This is a genomic window from Bacteroides ihuae (genome assembly GCF_900104585.1).
Lineage (GTDB): Bacteria > Bacteroidota > Bacteroidia > Bacteroidales > Bacteroidaceae > Bacteroides > Bacteroides ihuae.
The window spans coordinates 968598-991097 of the sequence record NZ_FNVX01000006.1 but is presented as its reverse complement, the minus strand read 5'-3'; the positions used below and the strand labels follow the sequence as shown (position 1 = coordinate 991097).

At 40.4% G+C, this 22500-nt stretch carries 20 protein-coding genes; 16 read left to right on the top strand and 4 right to left on the bottom strand.

Annotated elements, in window-relative coordinates:
- Positions 1-68: 68 nt before the first annotated feature.
- Positions 69-593, bottom strand: a complete 525-nt coding sequence (locus tag BQ5338_RS14725) for an adenine phosphoribosyltransferase (RefSeq protein ID WP_071147546.1) — start codon at positions 591-593, stop codon at positions 69-71.
- A gap of 55 nt (positions 594-648) precedes the next feature.
- Positions 649-2526, bottom strand: a complete 1878-nt coding sequence (gene mnmG / locus BQ5338_RS14720; RefSeq protein WP_071147545.1) for a tRNA uridine-5-carboxymethylaminomethyl(34) synthesis enzyme MnmG — start codon at positions 2524-2526, stop codon at positions 649-651.
- A 456-nt stretch (positions 2527-2982) separates the two neighbouring features.
- Between mnmG and BQ5338_RS14715 the strand changes: the two genes are divergently transcribed.
- The 10 genes from BQ5338_RS14715 (at position 2983) to hemH (ending at position 12446) form a co-directional block, all read left to right on the top strand.
- Positions 2983-3933, top strand: coding sequence for a tetratricopeptide repeat protein (locus BQ5338_RS14715; RefSeq protein WP_071147544.1), 951 nt, complete (start codon positions 2983-2985; stop codon positions 3931-3933).
- 230 nt (positions 3934-4163) lie between these two features.
- On the top strand, positions 4164-5738 hold the full coding sequence (gene istA / locus BQ5338_RS14710; protein WP_071144984.1) for an IS21 family transposase: 1575 nt from the start codon (positions 4164-4166) through the stop codon (positions 5736-5738).
- Positions 5731-6465 (top strand): IS21-like element helper ATPase IstB, encoded by a 735-nt coding sequence (istB, locus tag BQ5338_RS14705; protein WP_071144985.1) that lies wholly within the window; start codon positions 5731-5733, stop codon positions 6463-6465. Before istA ends, istB begins: the two co-directional genes overlap by 8 nt.
- Positions 6466-6804: 339 nt before the next feature.
- Positions 6805-7410, top strand: a complete 606-nt coding sequence (locus BQ5338_RS14700; RefSeq protein WP_139265266.1) for a hypothetical protein — start codon at positions 6805-6807, stop codon at positions 7408-7410.
- A 131-nt stretch (positions 7411-7541) separates the two neighbouring features.
- On the top strand, positions 7542-7922 hold the full coding sequence (locus BQ5338_RS14695; RefSeq protein ID WP_071147542.1) for a DUF3244 domain-containing protein: 381 nt from the start codon (positions 7542-7544) through the stop codon (positions 7920-7922).
- A 227-nt stretch (positions 7923-8149) separates the two neighbouring features.
- Positions 8150-9133, top strand: a complete 984-nt coding sequence (locus tag BQ5338_RS14690; protein ID WP_071147541.1) for a DUF4848 domain-containing protein — start codon at positions 8150-8152, stop codon at positions 9131-9133.
- On the top strand, positions 9130-9777 hold the full coding sequence (locus BQ5338_RS14685) for a porin family protein (RefSeq protein WP_078063509.1): 648 nt from the start codon (positions 9130-9132) through the stop codon (positions 9775-9777). The genes BQ5338_RS14690 and BQ5338_RS14685 overlap by 4 nt, the downstream gene beginning before the upstream one ends.
- Positions 9778-10118: 341 nt before the next feature.
- A complete protein-coding gene (locus BQ5338_RS14680) occupies positions 10119-10526 on the top strand; it encodes a hypothetical protein (protein ID WP_139265265.1) in 408 nt (135 codons plus the stop codon).
- 119 nt (positions 10527-10645) lie between these two features.
- Positions 10646-11206 carry a porin family protein gene (locus BQ5338_RS14675; RefSeq protein ID WP_078063508.1) on the top strand — a complete coding sequence of 187 codons (561 nt, stop codon included), beginning with the start codon at positions 10646-10648 and terminating at the stop codon, positions 11204-11206.
- Positions 11207-11453: 247 nt separating this feature from the next.
- Positions 11454-12446, top strand: a complete 993-nt coding sequence (hemH, locus tag BQ5338_RS14670; RefSeq protein WP_071147537.1) for a ferrochelatase — start codon at positions 11454-11456, stop codon at positions 12444-12446.
- Here the strand turns inward: hemH and ybeY are convergent.
- Positions 12439-12855 carry an rRNA maturation RNase YbeY gene (gene ybeY / locus BQ5338_RS14665; RefSeq protein WP_071147536.1) on the bottom strand — a complete coding sequence of 139 codons (417 nt, stop codon included), beginning with the start codon at positions 12853-12855 and terminating at the stop codon, positions 12439-12441. The two genes, hemH and ybeY, sit on opposite strands and share 8 nt — an antisense overlap.
- 12 nt (positions 12856-12867) lie before the next feature.
- Entirely contained in the window at positions 12868-14100 is a 1233-nt protein-coding gene (locus BQ5338_RS14660) for a nucleoside recognition domain-containing protein (protein WP_071147535.1), read from the bottom strand.
- A gap of 170 nt (positions 14101-14270) precedes the next feature.
- Here BQ5338_RS14660 and BQ5338_RS14655 point away from each other — a divergent pair, with 170 nt between their 5' ends.
- From BQ5338_RS14655 to sucC, 6 genes are all read left to right on the top strand, one after another.
- Entirely contained in the window at positions 14271-14975 is a 705-nt protein-coding gene (locus tag BQ5338_RS14655) for a DNA alkylation repair protein (protein WP_071147915.1), read from the top strand.
- Between the two features lie 91 nt (positions 14976-15066).
- Positions 15067-16095, top strand: a complete 1029-nt coding sequence (gene ruvB, locus BQ5338_RS14650; RefSeq protein WP_071147534.1) for a Holliday junction branch migration DNA helicase RuvB — start codon at positions 15067-15069, stop codon at positions 16093-16095.
- A 22-nt stretch (positions 16096-16117) separates the two neighbouring features.
- The gene (locus BQ5338_RS14645; protein WP_071147533.1) at positions 16118-17608 is read left to right on the top strand and encodes a lipopolysaccharide biosynthesis protein; all 1491 of its coding nucleotides are present in this window, start codon (positions 16118-16120) and stop codon (positions 17606-17608) included.
- Positions 17609-17613: 5 nt separating this feature from the next.
- On the top strand, positions 17614-18975 hold the full coding sequence (locus tag BQ5338_RS14640) for a TIGR00341 family protein (RefSeq protein ID WP_139265264.1): 1362 nt from the start codon (positions 17614-17616) through the stop codon (positions 18973-18975).
- Between the two features lie 36 nt (positions 18976-19011).
- Positions 19012-21216 (top strand): S46 family peptidase, encoded by a 2205-nt coding sequence (locus BQ5338_RS14635; protein ID WP_078063532.1) that lies wholly within the window; start codon positions 19012-19014, stop codon positions 21214-21216.
- A 134-nt stretch (positions 21217-21350) separates the two neighbouring features.
- A complete protein-coding gene (gene sucC, locus BQ5338_RS14630) occupies positions 21351-22490 on the top strand; it encodes an ADP-forming succinate--CoA ligase subunit beta (RefSeq protein WP_071147531.1) in 1140 nt (379 codons plus the stop codon).
- The last annotated feature ends 10 nt before the right edge of the window (positions 22491-22500 follow it).

The following is a 22500-nucleotide window of genomic DNA, read 5'->3' as shown; positions in this document are numbered from 1 at the left end:
TTTAAAAAAGCTCTGCCCGTCCTCAGCTTTTTGTTCTGGTTCGTGTGCAGAGCATCTACTTTGGACTATTATAAACTGAGTACGGATTCTACTTCAATATCCTTATCAAACAATTCTTTCCCTTTAAGGTCTTTTAGTTCTATAATGAAGTTCACATATATTTTTTGTGGATGAAGCCTTTTTACCAGTTCGCATGCAGCTTTCATTGTTCCACCTGTAGCTAGCAGATCATCGTGAAGTAACACTACGTCGTTCTCATTCAAAGCATCTTTATGTATTTGAACTGTGTCTGTGCCATATTCTTTGTCGTAGCTCTCTTCTATTGTTTCCGCTGGAAGTTTGCCCGGCTTACGAATGGGGACAAATCCGGCACCCAATCTTGTGGCAAGAATTGGGCCCATGATGAAGCCTCTCGACTCAATGCCAACTACTTGCGTTATTCCTTTGTCTTTATACATTTCGTACATCATGTCCGAAAGGAGCTGTAAGCACTCCGAATCTTTAAACAGAGTAGTCACGTCTCTAAATTGAATTCCTGGTATTGGGAAATCGGGAATACATCTGATGCTCTCGATCAGCTTTTCTTTGCTCATAATCAATTAATTAATTCAGTTCTATAAATGTATTGTTTCACGTGAAACGGAGGCTCTAGCGCCCTGATAATACCAATAGCACATTAATATCGCTAGGCGAAACTCCTGGTATTCTGCTAGCTTGTGCGATTGTTTCGGGATCTACCTTAATAAGCTTCTGACGTGCTTCAGTTGACAATGAATGGATGCTATCATAATCAAACTTACCTCTAATCTTTATGGTTTCCAATCGAGCCAACTTGTTTGCAATCATCCGCTCACGTTCTATATATCCTTGATACTTTATTTGTATTTCGGCAGCCTCTATAATCTCTTCTTTTCTGTTCTCTTCTATTTCATCGAGCATCTGTTTGAATGCAGGTACGTAGTTGGCTATATTGTCTATCGTTATCTGTGGACGGTTGATTAGGTCAATCAATTTGCAGCCATACTTCATGGGGGTAGTTCCCAAAAACTCTAGAGCATCATTAATAAGTGCCGTTTTTATCGAATAATCCTTGGTAAATTCAATGATGCGCTTTATTGCTTCACGTTTACTTTTCATGAGCTCATATCGATCTTCTTTTACCAAGCCAAGCTTCCATGCTTTCTCGGTCAATCGCATATCTGCATCATCCATACGAAGCAGGATACGATATTCAGCTCTTGAAGTAAACATGCGGTAGGGTTCGTCTACACCTTTGGTTACTAAATCATCGATTAATACGCCAATATATGCTTCATCTCTAGCTAAAACGAAAGGCTCGCCACCGTGGCAATTAATGTGTGCATTAATACCTGCAATCAATCCCTGACCTCCTGCTTCTTCGTAACCAGTGGTACCATTCACCTGTCCGGCAAAGAATAGATTTTTAATAACCTTCGATTCCAACGAATGTTTAAGTTGAGTAGGGTCGAAGAAGTCATATTCGATGGCGTATCCTGGTCGATATATTTCCAGATTCCTGAAAGCTGGAATCTTTTTCAATGCTGCAATTTGAATTTCTAGCGGCAGAGAAGACGAAAATCCGTTTAGATAGAGCTCTTGTGTTGTTTCTCCTTCCGGTTCAAGAAACAACTGATGCTGTTCTTTATCAGGGAAGGTCACAATCTTCGTTTCAATGCTTGGGCAATAGCGTGGTCCGATGCTTTGTATCTGTCCGTTGAAAAGGGGAGATTCTGCTAATCCTTCGCGAAGTACCTGATGTACTTCTTCGTTGGTATAGCACGTCCAGCATTGTAGTTGCTTGAGGTGCTGAGTACCGTCGTTCATGAACGAAAACTTGTGGAAGTCGTTTTCTCCGTCTTGGGTAGACATTAGCTCAAAATCAACACTTCTACCGTCTATACGCACAGGTGTTCCTGTTTTCATCCTTCCGGAGCGGATGCCATTTTTTACGATGGATTCAGTTAATTGTAACGAAGGAGGTTCGGCCATCCTTCCTCCCGGTAATTGTGTTTTGCCCACATGCATCAGTCCATTGAGAAATGTACCCGCAGTGATGACCACACATTTTGCATAGAAAGTCACATCCCAAAATGTGGTTAACCCTATTATTTCTCCGTTCTCAACAATGATTTCTTTCACTGTATCTTGCCAGATGCTAAGGTTAGGAGTATTTTCCAATACCTCTCTCCAAGCCCAGATAAACTTGTTGCGGTCGCACTGAGCGCGAGGGCTCCACATAGCAGGCCCCTTTGAACGATTTAAAAGGCGAAACTGAATAGCCGTTTTGTCGGTTATCAGCCCCATATATCCTCCCAATGCATCTATTTCGCGAACGATTTGTCCTTTGGCAATACCGCCAACGGCAGGGTTGCAACTCATCTGAGCCACCTTATTCATATCCATAGTGATCAGGCAAGTCTTCGATCCCAGATTGGCTGCAGCTACTGCTGCTTCGCAACCTGCATGTCCGGCGCCTATCACGATTACGTCATATTTAAAATCCATTGATTTACTGTTTATTAAAACGCTGCAAAGTTACATGTTTATTTCATCATTACCATGCAGCCTGATTAAAAACAACAACAATCCCGCACCTCAGTTTGTTGCTTACATTAATTAGCTTTACTTTGCCCTATTTCGTTTCTAGTGATGAAACTAAAGTTTTCTTCCGTTGAAACAAAAGGTTTAATTTGCTGAAACTATTGGTTTTTAATAGTGAAAACAAAAGTTTTATAGTATATGAAACTAATGAAACTGTATTCCTCTGGAAAGACAAGATGTATCTCTCAATCGAGATGCATTTGAGTGAAAAAGAGAAGGAGTTTGGGTAAAACGTGATAGTAAAACGTGTTTTTTCATGGGAGGAGAATTGGAGTCTTACGTTTTTCTAAAAAAGACTTCTTTACAGTCTGTTCGTTTAATGAAAGCATTATCTTTGCATGTGAACCATCTTTATAAAGAATGAGACACGGACTGATTTTACTACTTATATTCTTCATAGCCTCTTGTATACTAGGGGCTTGTAGTGAGGGCAACCATTCAAATTCGACTTTGACTAAGGTTGACTCTTTACTGTCAACCCAGCCTCATGAGGCATTGCATCTTCTTCAAGAAATAAACCCGACTTCTTTATCTTCCAAGGAAGAAAGAGCCTATTATGGTCTATTGCTGGTTCAGGCTACTGATAAGAGTGAACTCGCGTTATTGCCCTGCGATTCATTGGTAGATGTTGCTCTTGATTTTTACGATGGAGGAGTGAACAAGGCCAAAGCTTTGTTTTATAAAGGCCGGATATTAGTGAAGATGGGGCATGAGAAAGAAGCAATGGATTGTTATTATAAAGCTTTGCCTGAATTGGGAAATACCTATGTGGAAATCCGTATAAAAGGTATGATACATGAAGATTTGGGGAGAATGTATTTTGAACAAGGGCTATATAAAGAGGCTATGCCTGAGCTTGATAAGGCTTTTGATTTTTATTCTTTTATTCAGGATAAAAAAGCTATGGTTAGCGTTTCAAGTCTTGTTTCTACAATTTATATAGCGCAAATGAAAAAGAAGAAGGCGCTATCTACATTGCATAGAATGCTGAAGTTATCATATCTAACGAATGATTCTCTAATTATTGGCTATACAATCCAGAACCTGAGTGGCTATTATAATTTTTTTGATGAACTTGATTCTGCTTTAGTTTGTGCAAAAAAGGCCTTGAACTATTTGCCCTCAGGAAAAGACAGAAGTAAGACATTGTCTTTAATAGGGCAGGTCTATCTTCAGAAAGAACAAGTCGATTCTGCAAGGTTTTATTTGGAAAAAAGTGTTAATACGAAAGATATAAAAGCGAAAGCCATTGCTTATGATGCTCTTGCTGAGCTAGAAGTGATAATATCATCCCCGTGGTACCGTCCATAGCGGTGTTCTGGTACCCCAATTTATCGTGTTGATTGATCTTGTATCACTTGACTGGTACCGTTGGCGTTTGTGTTTCCATTTCCAACTTTCAACCACGTTCATATCACTTGATTGGTACCATCAATATCACTTTTAGCGGTACTTCTATTCGTAAAATTTGCAATGGCATTATATTGTTGTTGGGTTATGCCCAGAATTAACAATATTATTAACGTCTAAAAGTAAACCAAATGTTACGACTAAGACAGATTTTACAGATGCTAGGCAATGGTATTCCACAAGCTGATATATGTGGAATTGTTCATTGCAGCAAACGTACCGTATCGGGTTATCGGAAGATTGCATCGACGACGAGACAAAGTTTTGAAGAGCTGCTAGCAATGGCAGACAGTGAGCTGGAAACCATCTTTATGCCCCCAAAGAATGCACTTAATGACGATGGACGTAAGCAGGAGCTTGAACGCATGATGCCGGAAATTATCAAGCGCCTGGGTCGCAAGCATGCCAATGTCCAGTTTGTATTTGAGGATTACTACCATAAGGAATGTCCCAGCGGTTATGGTTATACTCAATTCAAGAAGCATGTTAGCTCTTATAGAGAGAAAAATGACTACTCCTATCACAACGTCTATGAGCCCGGTAAGGAATGGCAAATAGACTTTGCCGGAGATGCCTTGTTTCTGACCGACAGGCTCACCAAGGTGAGACAGAAACTGGTGGTATTGGTATGCGTGATGCCCTACAGCAATCTGCCATTCATGATGGCCATGCCCAATGCCACTACCGAATGGTTTTTCCATGGACTCAACAAAGGACTAGAATTTATAGGTGCTGTCCCCCATACAGCCAAAAGTGACAACATGAAACAATGGGTAACGAAATCTGACCGCTACAGCCTTACGTTTTCGGATGCCAATGTGGAATGGGCGATGTATTACGGCATAGAACCTACAGCTTGTCGCGTGCGCAAACCCCGTGACAAAGGACCTGTTGAGGGTGCTGTGGGCCAACTCTACAAGTACGTGTATGCCCGCCTTGAAGGTGAAGAGTTCTACGCTTTGGATGCACTGAACGATCGCATCCTTGAACTCCTTGAAGAATATTGTAGTCTTCCCTTCAAGGGTTCTACCCGGTGGGAGATCTTTCAGAAGTATGAGAAGCCTGAAATGAATCCGTTGCCGGATCAAATGTATCGTCTTCGTATGCGCAAGGAGGTTAAGCTTAGCAGTACATACCATGTATGTGTAGGCAGTGAGCGCCACTTCTACAGTGTCCCGTTTAAATATGTCGGACAAAAGGTTAAAATCATGTGGGACGTGCACTCTGTAGAGATCTATGTGGGTACAATATGCGCTTGTATGCATCGTAGAAGCCTCATACCATATGGCTACTCCACTGAGAAATCGCACATGCCGGAGAATCATACTGCATACGAGCATCGCAAGGAGCAGAATGCCGCAACACTCATAGAAAGAGGTGCGCGCATTGGGCAATCTGTTGAATGGGCAATAACAGACATCCTCCAGCGCACCACTTTCCCTCAGCAAGCATATGGGAAATGCAACGGACTGCTTGCTTTGGCAAAGAAATATGGCAGAAGCAGATTGGAACATGCTTGCATGATGATGAGAGAAGAAACGGATGTGGCAAGCTATAAGACTCTCTGTAATATGCTTAAGAATAATCGGGATTTGGCTTCCGGTGAGAAAGAATCTATTTCAAGAACTCCCTTTAACGACAATGTGAGAGGATCTTCTGCGTACACGTCCATACCATCACTTAGAAAGGAGGCCGACCATGAATGAACTTGCTTCAATTGTAGAACGCCTAAAGGCTCTTAAACTGAGCGGTATGGCTGAAGCGGTCAGTGATATTATAAAGCTTCCTGTGCAGATGCGGCCAAGCTTAGAAATGGCTCTGTCAAAAATGCTGGAAACGGAAATCCGTTGTCGTGATGACAGCCGAACTACCAGACTGCTGAAGGAGAGCAAATTGAGATACCAAGTACTTGTCGAGGATATCACTTGTTCGACTGCCCGCAACTTTACCCGTGAGCAGCTAACCTCTATTGCTGACTGCGGTTTTGTGCGGCGTGGAGAAAATCTGCTTATTACGGGGCTTACTGGATGCGGAAAATCATATCTGGCATGTGCTCTTGGACATCAAGCCTGTACGCTTGGCCTGAAAACACTTTATCTGAACATGAACCGATTTGTCGATGTACTCAAACAGTCACGCCTTGACGGAACCTTCTCACAGATGTTGTCACGACTAGACAAGAACGATCTTATCGTCCTTGACGATTTTGGGTTGCAGAAAATGGACAGTGATACACGTATAGCATTGCTTACATTACTAGAAGAACGCTATGAAAAGAAGTCAATGATTATTATGTCTCAACTTCCTTTGGACAAGTGGTATGACTACATAGCGGAAGCTACACTTGCTGATGCCATCATGGATAGGCTGATAAACTCATCTCATCACCTGAATCTTGAAGGACCATCATTACGAAAGAGAAAAAATAAATAAAATAGAATCAGAGAGAGATACCTTTTGGCGGTGTGCAACCACCCTTGAGAAGTATCTCTTTACGACGTTCATATCACACATTTGGTACCGGTACCAGCCAACGCTACGAGCGGTACCACGAAAGTGTCGCACACGGTACCAAGGGAGTGATATAGCGGTACCAAACGGGCGATATTATCACTAGAAGAAAATAGTGGTAATTATCGTGGGGCATTTGGGTATTTAGAAGAGTACTCAAATATAGTTGATTCTTTTTATTTTGCAGATAAATCTTCAGAGATAGAGCAATTGATCTACAAATATGATGCTGAGACAAGAGTTGCTAAGCACAAAGCAGAGATGCGACAAATTAATACTCTTATTGTGGCCGTTTCGGTGATTGCTATTCTTATTTTAGTCTTAATTCTGCAACATGTAAGTCGTCGTAAAAAGGTTGCCAAACTTGTCTATGAGCAGCAATCGAAAAAGATGAAACATGAGATCGAGCATCTGCAAATGCGTATTAATGAAAATATTGACTTAGTTGCCCATTTGCGGAGAGAACAGCAAGGCCATGAATCGGAAATAGTCCAAAAAGAACAAGAGATTAATGATCTATATTGTAGGAGAATGAATATGTGGAATCTCATGTTTCGTCAAACTGTCATTTATAAGAAGATAGAGAGACTGGATGCAGAAGATGTATCAAATGAGAAAGAGGTTCAGGTGTTTACACTCTCGGAGCAGCAAGCGTTGAAATCGGCCATTTTTGATATTTATCATGAATATATAGCTGATTTGCGCGTCCGTTACCCTCGTCTGACGGAAGAGGATTTCCTTTATTTCTGTCTAAAGGAGGCCGGTTTGAAATCGCTCACCATTGCTCGTTGTTTTGGGCATTCAAGCAAGCAGGTGGCTAATCAAAGATTCTACCGTCTCAAGTCTAAAATGTCTTCTGAAGAGTAATTGTTATCGGGCTAAAACGCAAATGGCTGATTATCAGTTGTTTATAAAAAGCAGATGTTATCGGTAAAATAGTCTTTTCTATTTTTTTTGGCTTAATTTTGCAGCATTAGGTTGTACCAAATTAAGTGATTATGAAAATTAAATCTTTTATTCTATTTTTGTTTTTGATCTTTCCATGCATAAACGTATTCAGCAAGCCTGAACCACAAGTGGAGTATACATTACGGCATCACAAGAAAATTCGTTGGACTCAAGAAGGCGTTTTAACGAGAGCACCGGGACTAATCTTAACCGGTTATTTGGAAGATCAATCCCTCTTTTTATCCTTCAGCCAACCTTTTAATGATGTTAGAATAGTCATTATAGATGCAGCGACGGGAAATGTCGTTTATGATAGTCGCATAACGGGAAACTCTCTCATTGTTCCATCCATTGATGAAGACTCGCCTGCTTTCTATATTCAAATAGCTAGTGGAAGCATGAAAATGACCGGAGAAATTCGCTTTGAATAAAACTAAATTAGATATTATTATTGTCTAAGAAACTGTTTAAATTTTATTTTGTCGTTCCGCTAGGAGCAAAATAAGGGTAGGAAAAGATTGATTTTAGGTGATCCTTTGTCCCGGATGGGACAAAACGAACTGATAAATGGCTATTTTTCTACTCATCTATTTTCTCTTCGGGAAGTTTAAACAGTTTCTATAGATAAAAATTGATTTACTAAAATTATTATTTTAAAATGAAAACAACATTAAGAAAGTGTTTTTGGGTGCCATTAGCGCTATTGGTCTTTTCATGCTCTAATGATGAGTCTGTTCAACAATTACAGAGCAAAACAGATGAATCTCCAATTCAAGGGATAGAAGTAGTTAAATTAAGTAATTATGGCAGTCACTTAACCTCAAGAAGCGTAAGATCTGAAGATAACGATGGGCAACAGTATGTACTTAAATTTAAAGATGCTAACTGCTATGATAAAATAGTAAGTGATTTAAAGGATATGAATCCGGAACAAAAAATGGATTTTTTTGGAAAAATAGGATTTAAAGGGGCATACTATAATCTTAATAAAGCAGACGACGAACTCGATAAGATATTTGATATTGATAACGATGAATCTTTTCTTAATGCTTATAAAGTTTATAAAGAGAAATACAAGAGCATGTTTGTATTCAACCAAGAAGATAGATTTGACTTATCAGCTTATCATCCTTTTAATGATGAAAATTTAGAGCTAGTAGGGAATAATCAAGGGTATATAATAATTGGAGATAACGTGATAGCACCAACCAACGCGACTCCAAACTATGAACACGCAGCACTAAGTGCAAACACGCAATCTGTTGAGGCTCCCGTCAATCCTATTTATAGAAGTTTTATTGAGGATTGTTCAGTAGTAATACATAAGGGAAAATACAGAAGCGACATAAGCCTTGGCATTGATCAATCTGGCAATATTTTCATGGTGAGATGCGCTTCTCAGAAGAAAAAGAGATTATGGAAAAGAAGACATGCTACAAATTATGAAGCTGATTTGTATATAAACGGAGAACATCTCCATCTCTCATATCCTAATGATGGAAGAGGCCGTTTTGAAAAAGTAATTCCGTTTAATGCTAGACAATTTTTTGGAAGAAACATCAAGTGTGAGTTCCAAAATTTTACGACAGGGTGCTGTGAAGGTGTATATGGTAATAGAGAATTTAATGTTAGTATACGATGAAAAGAACTTTAATTATAGCATGTATAGTTTCCATGTTTTCATCTTTTGTGCATGCGCAAGATTTTAGATATGGTTTTATCGGAGGTGTTAATTTGAGTAGGCCAGTAGGTGATGTCCATCCGGATGGAGTTAAAACCGGCATGCTTCTAGGTGTAAAAGGAGAGTTGGGAATTCCGGCTATCGCAAAAGGTGTGTATACTGACTTTGAGGTACAAATATCCGCAAAAGGTTATAAAAGTCCGTTTTTGTTGAATGACAACAATGAGATGCTTCAGACTAAAATGAATATATACTATTTAAATATTCCGATACAGATCGGATATAAGCTAAAATGTAGTAATTCTCTTTCTCTCTTTGCCAGCGTAGGCCCATATTTTGGATTGGGACTATGGGGTAAGGCAAATTATTATAATAATGACAAAAAGTACGATTCCTCTAGTGCAGTATTCGACAAGCACGGATTCAAAAGATTCGACTGTGGCTTAGGTATGAATATCGGTTTAGAATATGCGAAACATTATCAGTTCGCCATCGGATATAGCCGTGGATTGAAAAATATCTCAAAACTTGAAGATTGGAACCATAGGAATAATTGGGTACATAAGAATAGGTACTTTACCTTTTCATTAGGATATCTTCTCTAGAAAAATCAAGTTTAAACAAGAAAGAAAAAGGTTTTGGATACTTATAAAACCGCAATAAGACACTTTTCGACGGGGGAAAGACACTTGTAAAACATTCCGCCAACATAAGCCGCGTTTTCAGAATGTTTTAAAGCCATTTTCTTCTGCCTTACTTTAAGAAACTGTTTAAATTTCCCGAAGAGAAAATTGATGAGTAGAAAAATAGCTATTTATCAGCTCGTTTTGTTCCGGGCGGGACAAAGGATCATCTAAAATCAATCTCTTCCTGCCCTTATTTTGCTCCTAACGGAACGACAAAATAAAATTTAAACAGTTTCTAATTCTTTAAAAAAGTAACTGCTATGATAAAATATTGTATTGTCTTTTCCCTATTTTCGTTGCTGATGAATTCTTGTAGCAATGAAGATCATGAGACTCTTCCTTATGTGATGCAGTCTCCTCCTGTCGGTGATTTCTTCGAGAGTCAGGGTCTCTTTCTAAAATTTGAAACGTTGGATTCAGTGAGTTTTTATTGTAAGTATTATCCCGATTCTAAAGGAAAGGCTAAATATGAATTTAAGGATGGAGTAGTTAAAATATTGAACCCATATGGGAGAAGGCTAAGTCCAAAGGAAACGACCGAAGCTTATTTCCTTGGATTCGATGGAGTGTTTTCTTCTCCAAATAAATTGGATATTGATTTCTTCTTCGTCGGGAGGTATGAAGTGATTCAGTATTCAGGGAAGTCGCTTATGCGGAAGGCCAATTAACTTAGCGACTGGAAAAATCATATATCTAGATTAACTTGACTTTCACCAATAGGATGTGCAACTTTTGAGCACATCCTATTTATCTCTTATTCTAAAGTTGAATATAATTGTTTGAAACAATGAAAAAGATTATTTTATTTTTGTTTGCTGTCGCATTTTTTGCGATGAATTCTAATGCTCAATGGGGCGTTAAGGCTGGCTATGGCATGTCAAAATCAACAGGTAGTGATGCGCGCTTTATGCCGGCTTTTTATGTGGGAGGTTTTTATGATATAAAAGCATCGGAACACTTTTATATTCAACCCCAGTTATTGTTTTCTGCTGAAGGTTCCAAATACCGACAGGGAGGTACTACGTATATGACTGCGCATGCTTATTTTGCTGAATTACCCGTCCTAGCTTCTTACAGAATAGAATTGTGCAAGAATAGTCGCTTGAACTTTAATGTAGGCCCTTATGTCTCTCTTGGGCTGTTTGGTAAAACTAAATACGGGGGAATAGAAGAAAACACATTCCATTCAGGTGTTGAACGTGTTGATTATGGTGCTATGGCAGGTGTTGATTACGAAGTAGGGCATTTTGTTTATTCTCTTATGTATAAACAGGGTTTGCAAAGCTTTGATATATACGGAAAAGGAAAATCTGTTGGATTGTCTGCCGGAGTTGGCTATAAATTTTAATTGCATGAATATAATATATCTAGATTAACTTGACTTTCATCAATAGGGTGTGTTGCTTTTGGGCACATCCTATTTACCTCGTAATTATTGGTTGTTTCTTATTATACATTTTGATAAAGCATTGTGTAGGTGTATTCCTCGCAATGCTTTATTTCGTTTTGTGGCGGTATTGTACTATGCTGTATTGGAAGGGATGAGAAAACGATGTATATTTGCTTCTCTAATGATGAATAGTGATAAACATAGAATGAATAATATGAAATCTGCAGTGCTTTTGGTTACTATTGGAACGCCGGCTAGCTATAGCGTTGGCGACGTAAGAAGATATCTCTCCCGTTTTCTGAATGATCCTTATGTGATCAATATACCATGGCTTTGGAGAAAGCTGTTGGTTAACCTAATAATTGTCCCGTTTAGAGCGCCTAAATCTGCTGAGAAGTATCAGAAGATATGGACTAAAGATGGTTTTCCTCTTTATGTTTACTTGAAAATTGTTCGTGATCAGTTGGCTGAGAGGATCGGTAGCGATGCGGATGTATGGTATGCTATGAGTTATGCTTCGCCTGATATTGAAGAGGTGTTTATGAAGATGGAGAATGAAGGGTATCAACAAATTACGGTTGTTCCTCTTTTCCCGAATTACGCCAATTCAACGACGGGAAGCATTTGCGATAGCGTCAATAAGGCTCTTAAGCTTTGGAAGAGGGAACCACAGTTGAACTTCGTCAACTCTTATTATGATCATCCGCTTTTTCTTGATGCCTGGGTAGATAGGATAAAGAGGTATGCCCCAGAGCATTATGATCATATTTTGTTTAGCTTTCACGGATTGCCACTAAGTCATCTACCTCAGAAAAGACAGGTTGACAGAGGTGTGACTGAAGAAAAGCCTGATTATGCTGATTATGAAGGAGTCTGTTACTACTTCACTAAGTTGATAGCAGAACGCTTAGGACTGAAAGAAAAACAATACTCAGTGGCTTTCCAATCAAGGATGTCTAAACGATGGCTGCGCCCGTTTACTGACCAAAAATTGATCTCGTTGGCGGTGAAAAAGCAAAAGGTGCTGGTAGTACCCCTCTCTTTTGTTGCGGATTGTCTGGAGACGACGCTTGAGCTTGGTGAGGAATATAAAGAGATATTCTTAGCACATGGAGGCGAAGAATATCAGTTGGTAGATAGCCTTAATGATAGTCCTAAATGGCTGGATGCGTTGGAAAAGATTGTTGATCTTACTTGAGCATAGCCAACGCTTTGTTTTCGGCAGCCTCCATGATTTCTCTTTCTCCCGGACCTTTGTCATTGATGCCGCAAAGGTGTAGTATGCCATGTATGATAGTTCGGTGCAGTTCATCGTTGTAAGTTGTGTGAAACTGTTCGGAGTTCGTTTGCACGGTATCTAGGCTGATGAAGATGTCGCCCGACAGTTTGTTTCCTTCGCAATAATCGAATGTGATGATGTCCGTATAGTAATCATGCTTCAAATATTGGCGATTAACTTCCAGAATCTTCTCATCGGAGCAGAATATATAAGCGATTTCACCGACTCTTTTCTCATAAGAAGCAGCTACTGACTTAATCCATTCGGTAGTCTCTTTTTTCTTTATAGCGGGCATCTTAGTGTCCTCTGTTTGATAGGTTACGGCCATGATATTGGTTGTTTAATAGAAGAATACATAACTCATGATTATAGCGGCGATAATGCCCGCAAGGTCGGCAATGAGCCCACAGGTCACGGCATTACGCGTTTTGCTGATGCCCACACTACCGAAGTAGACGGCAAGAATGTAGAATGTAGTGTCTGATGCTCCGCGAACTACACAACTGGTTTTACCTACGAAGGAATCAGCTCCGAATTGCTTCATGGTGTCGATCATCAATCCGTTGGCACCACTACCGCTAAGTGATTTCATCAATGCGGTGGGCAGTGCGCCTACAAAACTAGTGTCTAAGCCAAAGAATCCCACTACAGACCCGATTCCATTGACAATAATATCCATGGCACCGGAAGTGCGAAAGACGGCAATACCCACCAGGAAGGCTACCAAGTAAGGGATGATGCGCACGGCAGTGGTGAAACCTTCTTTGGCACCGTCTACAAAGGCATCGTACACGTTTATCTTTTTGCGTAGACCCGAGGTGATGAAGCCGATGATGACGAGGAATAGTATTACGTTAGCCACTAAGGTGGAGTAGGTGCCCATGTTTTCGCGAGAGAGTGTGACGAAGAAGTAGATGATGATTCCGAAGATGCAGCTTAATCCACCAAGGAAAATAAGCATGGCTTTATTGAGTAGATTGATACGTTGGAAAAAACTGACTACGAGTACTCCTGTGAGTGTGGAAACGAAAGTGCTTATTAAGATGGGTATGAAAATGTCGGTTGGTTGAACTGCTCCCATTTGAGCCCGATAAACCATGATGCTTATGGGGATTAGCATGAGCCCTGAAGTGTTGAGCACGAGAAACATGATCATCGAATTGGTCGCAGTATCTTTCTTCGGGTTCAACTCTTGAAGTTCTTTCATGGCTTTCAATCCCATCGGGGTGGCGGCGTTATCAAGCCCTAGCATGTTGGCTGCAATATTCATGAAGATAGAGCCCATAACGGGATGTCCTTTAGGTATTTCGGGGAATAGTTTGCAAAAAACAGGGCTAAGCCAACGAGAGAGCGCATTGATGAGTCCACTGTTTTCTCCTATCTTCATGATACCGAGCCAGAGAGACAGGATACCGGTTAGCCCCAAAGATACCTCGAAAGCCGTTTTTGACGAATCAAAAGTGGAATTGATAATCTGTGTAAATATCTCCGTATCCCCGAAAAAGATCAGTTTCCCCAAAGCCACTATAAAGGCGATAACGAAGAACGCTACCCAAATGTAATTTAAAACCATAATACGCTCATTGAATTTCGCACAAAATTAGGAATATGTTTTCATTTATAACGGCTTTTTTAGCTATTTTTGTCAAAACGTTCTTCTTTCTATCTGAATTGCTGCTTTATGCTAGGCTTTTCGGATAGGAGGTAGGCGGTTAATACTGGAAATAACCAATGGAAGAAAAGATGAAAACAAAAGCAATGGAAATTCAAAGCGAACTAGAGCAGTTTATTGATCCGGTGAAGCGGGAGTACTTGCCTAAGTTCTTTAAAACGGGCAAAGGTCAATATGGAGAAGGAGATCAGTTCTTAGGCATTGTAGTGCCCAACACTCGTTTAGTAGCGAAGCAATATAAAAACGAGCCTTTTGAGGTTGCGGCCGAATTGCTGCAATCTGAGTGGCACGAATGTCGTCTCTGTGCCTTACTGATGATGGTGGAACGTTTCAAAAAGAGCGATGAAAAGGGTAATAAACAGATCTATGAATTTTACCTTTCACAAACGAAACGAATTAATAACTGGGATTTGGTGGACTTGTCGGCTCCTTACATCGTTGGCGAATATTTGAAAGATAAATCGCGTGAGGATCTTTATCGACTAGCTGCCAGCAGCTTGCTTTGGGAGCAACGTATTGCGGTGGTAGCGACAGTGACGCTAATCAGAAATAATGATTTCATCGATATTATTCGTTTGTCAGAGTTGTTACTTCAACACAAGCACGACTTGATGCAAAAAGCCATTGGATGGATGCTACGTGAAATGGGAAAGCGTGATAAGGAGCTTCTTGTACAATTTTTGGAGCAATTTAGCAAGGTAATGCCTCGTACTATGTTGCGCTATTCCATCGAAAAATTTGCGGAAGAAGAGCGTCGTTACTTTATGCAGCGTTGAGTCGTATAAAAATCTGTGTTCATGTTTTTTGTCTCTCAATAGGGTTATCTGAAAATAATCATGTATTTTTGCCTTCCATTTAGGTACATGTATGGAAGAGGATTTTGATATACGCGAACATCAGCTCACTAGTAAGGAGCGGGATTATGAAAATGCTTTGCGACCGCTTAGTTTCGAGGACTTTAGCGGACAAGATAAAGTGGTGGATAATCTGCGCATTTTTGTGAAGGCTGCCCGTCTGCGGGGGGAAGCTCTGGATCATGTGCTTTTGCATGGTCCTCCCGGACTTGGTAAGACAACATTATCAAGCATTATAGCCAATGAGCTTGGAGTAGGATTCAAGATTTCCTCCGGTCCGGTACTCGATAAGCCCGGTGATTTGGCAGGAGTACTCACTAGTCTGGAACCAAACGATGTGCTTTTTATTGATGAAATTCACCGACTTTCGCCTGTGGTAGAAGAGTATTTATATTCTGCCATGGAAGATTACCGGATAGATATTATGATTGATAAAGGCCCGTCGGCACGAAGCATTCAGATTGACTTAAGCCCTTTTACATTAGTGGGTGCAACCACCCGAAGCGGCTTGCTCACGGCTCCGCTACGTGCCCGTTTCGGCATTAATCTGCATTTAGAATATTATGATGATGATGTTTTGAGGAATATCATTCGTCGTTCGGCAGGGATACTTAATGTTCCTTGTTCTGTTCCTGCTGCCGGAGAGATTGCTTCTCGAAGCAGAGGTACGCCTCGTATTGCCAATGCGTTGCTAAGACGTGTGCGCGACTTTGCGCAGGTGAAAGGTACCGGATCTATAGATACCGAAATTGCCAATTTTTCACTTGAAGCCCTGAATATAGATAAATATGGGCTTGATGAGGTTGATAACAAGATACTTTGCACGATTATAGATAAGTTTAAGGGGGGACCTGTGGGGCTGACCACTATTGCTACTGCTTTGGGTGAAGACCCTGGTACGATAGAGGAGGTATACGAACCATTTCTTATCAAAGAAGGCTTTCTGAAACGCACACCTCGTGGACGTGAAGTTACTGAGTTGGCCTACCAGCACTTAGGAAGAAGTCTATATAATAGCAATGCAAAGACTCTATTTGATTAAAATAATATTTCGTAAATAAACTATGGCCGGATTAAAATCTTTGGCAAAAGATACTGCTATCTACGGATTAAGCAGCATCGTCGGACGTTTTTTAAACTATCTGTTGGTTCCTTTGTATACAATGAAGCTATCGGCGGCATCCGGTGGTTATGGCATTGTGACAAATGTTTATGCTATAACGGCGTTGTTGCTTGTGCTGCTTACTTATGGTATGGAAACGGGATTTTTTTATTTTGCCAATAAGAAAGATGAAGATCCGCTCAAAGTATATTCCACTTCCTTAATCTCGGTAGGAAGTACTTGCCTCATGTTTGTCCTCATCTGTATGTCATTTCTTCCAGACATCTCTTCCTTCTTAGGCTATGCTAAGAACCCTGAGTTTATATGGATGATGGCCGTTACGGTAGCTCTCGATTCATTCCAATGTATTCCTTTTGCTTACTTGCGGTTTAAGAAGAGACCGATCAAGTTTGCTGCTATCAAAATGCTGTTTATTGTTTCTAATATAACACTCAACCTTTTCTTTTTGCTGCTTTGCCCATGGTTGAATGTACACTATGCTTGGACGATTTCTTGGTTCTATAACCCTTCTTATCTCGTGGGCTATATTTTTATTGCCAACCTTATTTGTACCAGCTTACAGATGCTGGCTTTTATTCCTGAATTAACGGGATTCAAGTATATTTTCGACAAAGCGCTGATCAAGCGAATGCTTTCTTATTCTTTCCCTGTATTGATATTAGGGATTGCCGGAATATTGAATCAGACGATTGATAAGATGATTTATCCTTTCTTGTTCGATAACCATAAAGAGGCGATGTCGCAACTAGGTATTTATGGAGCAGTAAGTAAAATAGCCATGATTATGGCGATGTTTACCCAAGCTTTTCGTTATGCTTACGAACCTTTTGTGTTTGGCAAAAATAAAGAAGGAGATAATCGGAAGATGTATGCTTCGGCAATGAAGTATTTTATTATTTTTGCGCTGTTAGCGTTTCTTGTTGTTGCCTTTTACATGGATATAATGAAACACATGATTAGCCCTGATTATTGGGTAGGATTGAGTGTCGTGTCCATTTTGATGATTGCTGAAATATTTAAAGGCATTTACTTCAATTTGTCATTTTGGTACAAGTTGATTGAAGAAACCCGTTGGGGAGCTTATTTTTCAACGATAGGCTGCGGATTTATTGTAGCGTTGATTATTATTTTTGTTCCAATCTACGGATATGTGGCCTGTGCATGGGCGGGTGTTGCGGGATATGGCATCATTACTTTGCTTTCATATTTCGTTGGGCAGAAGAAATATCCGATTCGGTACGACTTGAAAGGCATTGGTCAGTATGTATTTCTCGCTGCTGTGCTTTATGCAGCATCAGAACTGATCATGATTGACAACATTTTCATTCGTTTAGCATTTCACACTGTATTGCTCTTTGTTTTTCTCGCTTTCATCGTAAAGAAGGATCTTCCTTTAAGTCAGATCCCATTTATTAACCGATTAATAAAATGAAAAGTATGGATACACCTGATCGAAAGACATTTGCTATTAAGACATTTTTAAAAGAATATCTTGATTTGAGAAAAGACAAAGCTAATGAATTGGAAACGATTGAATCTATTCGTAGAGGAGTGGAATTCAAGGGGGCTAATCTTTGGATTCTTATCTTTGCTATTTTTATGGCTTCGCTTGGGTTGAATGTGAATTCTACGGCGGTGATTATAGGTGCGATGCTTATTTCTCCTTTGATGGGTCCTATTATGGGAATCGGCTTATCTGTGGGGCTTAACGACTTTGAACTGATGAAGCGCTCATTGAAGAGCTTTCTTATTACAACAGCCTTTAGTGTTGCTACTGCTACGCTTTTCTTTCTAATCTCTCCGGTAAGTCAGGCACAATCTGAACTACTGGCTCGAACTTCACCTACAATTTATGACGTATTAATCGCACTATTTGGTGGATTGGCTGGTGTTGTTGCTCTCTCCACCAGAGAAAAAGGCAATGTGATTCCCGGTGTAGCTATTGCTACGGCGCTTATGCCTCCGTTGTGTACGGCAGGCTTCGGATTGGCTACCGGAAATCTGGTTTATTTTCTTGGCGCGTTTTATTTATACTTTATCAATTCAGTTTTTATCAGCTTGGCTACGTTTCTTGGAGTGCGTGTGATGCATTTTCATCATAAGGAGTTCATTGATAAGGCTCGAGAGCGTACTGTGCGTCATTCCATAATATTCATTGCTCTGATAACGATGTGTCCGGCGATTTATTTAACGTTCAATATTGTTAAAGAAAGTATCTTTGAACAAGCTGCCAATCGTTTCATTACTGAGCAACTGAGTTTTGAGAATACTCAAGTATTAGATCAGAAGATACAGAACAAAGGAGACAGTACCGAAATTAAAGTGGTTTTGATTGGAGCGGATGTGCCCGAAGCTTCTATCTATATTGCTCGTAATAAATTGAAAGATTACAATCTAAACAAAACCAAACTAACAGTGGTGCAAGGGATGAATAATAGTATGGTGGATATTTCGTCCATACGGGCCATGGTGATGGAGGATTTTTATAAGAATAGCGAAGAGCAGCTAGTGAAGCAACAGCAAAAAATAGTTTCGTTAGAGAAAAACTTAGCAATATATAAATCGTTTGATGAATTAGGGCGAAAAATTATTCCTGAGCTGAAAGTGCTTTACCCGTCAGTGAAATCTCTCTCTCTGTCTCATGCCATAGAGACGCGCGTGGATTCTATGCGAACTGACACGATTACGCTGGCGGTGATGAGATTCTCTTCCAGACCCAAAGAAGCGGAGAAAACGAAAATAATAGAGTGGCTTAAAGTACGTGTGGAAGCCAAAAAACTACGATTAATAACGGAATAAGAGAATAGACTTAGAATTATACTATCGATGAATGCTATGAATACAGAAGCCGAATATAAAGATGCAAAGAGAAGTAAGTATGCTCTAACCATTTTTCATCTTAATAAAGTACTTTTGATTACTTTATTCTTTTCTTTTTTGTTCGGAACAACGCTCTATGGCCATGAAGGAATGTGGATGCTAGGGAATCTGAATAAGGATACTCGTAAAGCAATGAAGCAACTGGGGCTTAAGGTGCCTGCAGAGAAGTTGTATAATCCGGGCAAACCATCGTTGAAGGATGCGGTGGTTAGTTTTGGTGGCTTTTGTTCGGGTGTTGTGGTCTCCGAGGATGGATTGGTTTTTACAAATCATCATTGTGGTTTCGGAGCCATTCAGCAGCATAGTTCTGTGGAACACGATTATCTGAAAGATGGTTTTGTGGCTCGGAGTAAAGGAGAAGAATTGTCTAATCCGGAATTGTATGTTCGCTTCTTGTTGAGCACTGAAGATGTAACCAAACGTGTGCTTGGAGCAGTAACTCCTGCTATGAGCGAGTCTGATCGACGAGTGGCCACCGATTCGGTGATGTTAGCCATACAGGGAGAAGTTCACGCTAAGGATTCGTCGCTTGTTGGGGTTGTCGACCCTTATTATGGTGGCAATGAGTTTTGGTTGTCTGTTTACCGCGATTTCAACGATGTTCGGCTTGTTTTTTCCCCTCCCTCATCGGTTGGAAAGTTTGGTTGGGATACGGATAATTGGGTGTGGCCACGACATACGGGCGACTTCTCTGTATTTCGTATCTATGCCGATAAGAATAATCATCCGGCAGATTATTCTCCTGATAATGTGCCTTATCATCCTGACTATGTAGCACCCATTTCGCTCAATGGTTATAAGGAGGGTTCATTTTGCATGACTCTAGGCTATCCTGGATCTACAGAGCGTTATCTCTCTTCGTTTGGGGTAGAAGAGATGATGCATGGAATGAACCAAGCCATGATAGATGTGCGTGGAGTGAAGCAGGCCATTTGGAAACGTGCGATGGATAAGAATGAAGGAATACGTATAAAGTATGCGGCAAAGTACGATGAAAGCTCTAATTATTGGAAGAATAGTATCGGTACCAATCAAGCAATAGTTAAACTTAAAGTACTTGAAAAGAAGCGGAAGATGGAAAATTCATTGATGCAATGGATTCAAAAAACTCCTCAGGAACGCGATTCATTGTTGCACCTGTTTTCTTCTCTGGAGCTAAACTATAAGGACCGTAAGGAAACGAATCGTGCGATGGCTTATTTTGGTGAGTCTTTTATGAATGGCCCGGAGTTGTTACAGTTGGCTTTGGAGATACTGAATTTTGATTTTGAAGCCGAAGAGAAATACGTTGTGGCTAAGATTAAAGGAGTGATGGAGCGCTATGCTAACTTGGATCTTGATATTGACAAAGACGTGTTTGTGGCTATGTTGAAAGAGTATCGTGCAAAGGTGGACACAACCTATTTGCCTGAGATGTATCATACCATATCTAAAGATTACGCTGGAAATGAACGTGCGTATGTCGATTCTCTCTACGCTCACTCTGAGATAACCTCTCCGAGAGGGTTAAAACGTTTTTTCGAAAGGGATACTACCTTCAACATAATGGATGATCCTGCAATTTCGCTAGGTATTGATCTTATCGTGAAATACTTCGAGATGAACCAATCCATCACGGTGCCTTCTGAGAAGATTACTCGTGACGAACGTTTGTTCAATGCGGCCATACGGCGGATGTATGCTGATCGGGACTACTATCCGGATGCAAATTCAACTATGCGTCTCAGCTTTGGTACTGTTTGCGGATATTCTCCTGCCGATGCAGTGGATTATGACTATTATACTACCTCCAAGGGTGTTCTTGAAAAAGCAAATGCTCATCAGGGGGATAGTGATTTTGCTGTAGGCACAGACGTGTTGTCATTATTAGCCTCTAAAGATTTTGGACGTTACGCCGATGAAAAGGGCGATATGAAAGTCTGCTTTATATCTAATAACGACATTACAGGTGGAAATTCGGGCAGTGCCATGTTCAATGATAAAGGAGAGTTGCTGGGACTTGCTTTTGATGGAAACTGGGAAGCGATGAGTAGTGATATTATTTTTGAGCCTCAGTTACAGCGCTGTGTAGGCGTAGACGTACGGTATATCCTTTTTATGATCGACAAGTATGCTAAAGCCACCAACTTAATGAAAGAGTTTGTGCTTCCTTCCAAATAGTGATTAATAACATATCTTTTGTTGCAACAATCCGTCTTCGTTAGGGGTTGTTATACTATTGCTTTGCAATGCCACGCATTGTTATGCTGGCTGTGTGTGTTGTTATTTAATCATTTTAAAGAAGATAATTGCTTATGAAAATTCACGAGTATCAAGCCAAAGATCTTTTTTCGACCTATGGCATTCCGGTAAAAAAACATCGTTTATGCTTTAGCGTGGCTGAAGCTGTGTCCGCTTATAAAGATTTGGGAGAGCAACAGGTGGTAGTGAAAGCTCAGGTACTTACTGGTGGAAGAGGAAAGGCCGGAGGTATAAAATTGGCTTCAAATGAAGAAGAGGTGTCTAGTAAAGCGGCTCAAATAATAGGTATGACCATTAAGGAATACCAGGTAGAGAAGGTACTGGTTACCGAAGCGGTCAATATAGTGTCGGAGTATTATGTAAGTTTTGCGATTGATCGTAATAAGAAGTCGGCCTTGCTCATCATGAGTCCTGAAGGAGGTGTCGATATTGAAACTGTTGCTGTCGAAACTCCTGATAAAATCTTCCGTTTCAACATTGACCCAATGATCGGAATACCCGATTTCTTGGCACGACAATTTGCCTTTACCATGTTTACAAGTATAGAGCAAGTCAACCAAATGGCTACTATCATTCAGAAACTTTATCGTTTGTTTCTTGAAAAAGATGCTTCACTGGCTGAAATAAATCCGTTGGTGCAGACGGCTGAGGGGCAACTGATTGCTATTGATGCTAAGATGACGTTTGATGATAATGCTCTTTTTCGTCACGACGACATAAGGCCTCTTGCCGAGCTTACGGCTGAAGAAAAGACCGAAGTGTCTGCCAAGGAGAAAGGATTCAGCTACGTATCTCTGGATGGCGAAATAGGCTGTATGGTCAACGGTGCAGGTTTAGCCATGGCTACGATGGATATGATTAAGCTTTATGGTGGCAGTCCGGCTAATTTCTTGGACATTGGTGGCAGTTCCAATCCCGTTAAGGTGATAGAGGCCATGAAGCTTTTGCTTAGCGACAAACGAGTGAAGGTGGTACTGATAAACATCTTTGGTGGCATCACTCGTTGTGATGATGTGGCAAATGGCTTATTAGAAGCTTTTAGGCAAATTGAGACACAAACACCTGTTATTGTTCGGCTTACGGGTACCAATGAGAAGGAAGGGCGTGCATTGTTACAGAATACCCGTTTTCTGGTGGCACAAACAATGAGTGAGGCCACCCACATGGCAGTAGAAATAGCATCTAAATCATAAAAACAGAAGA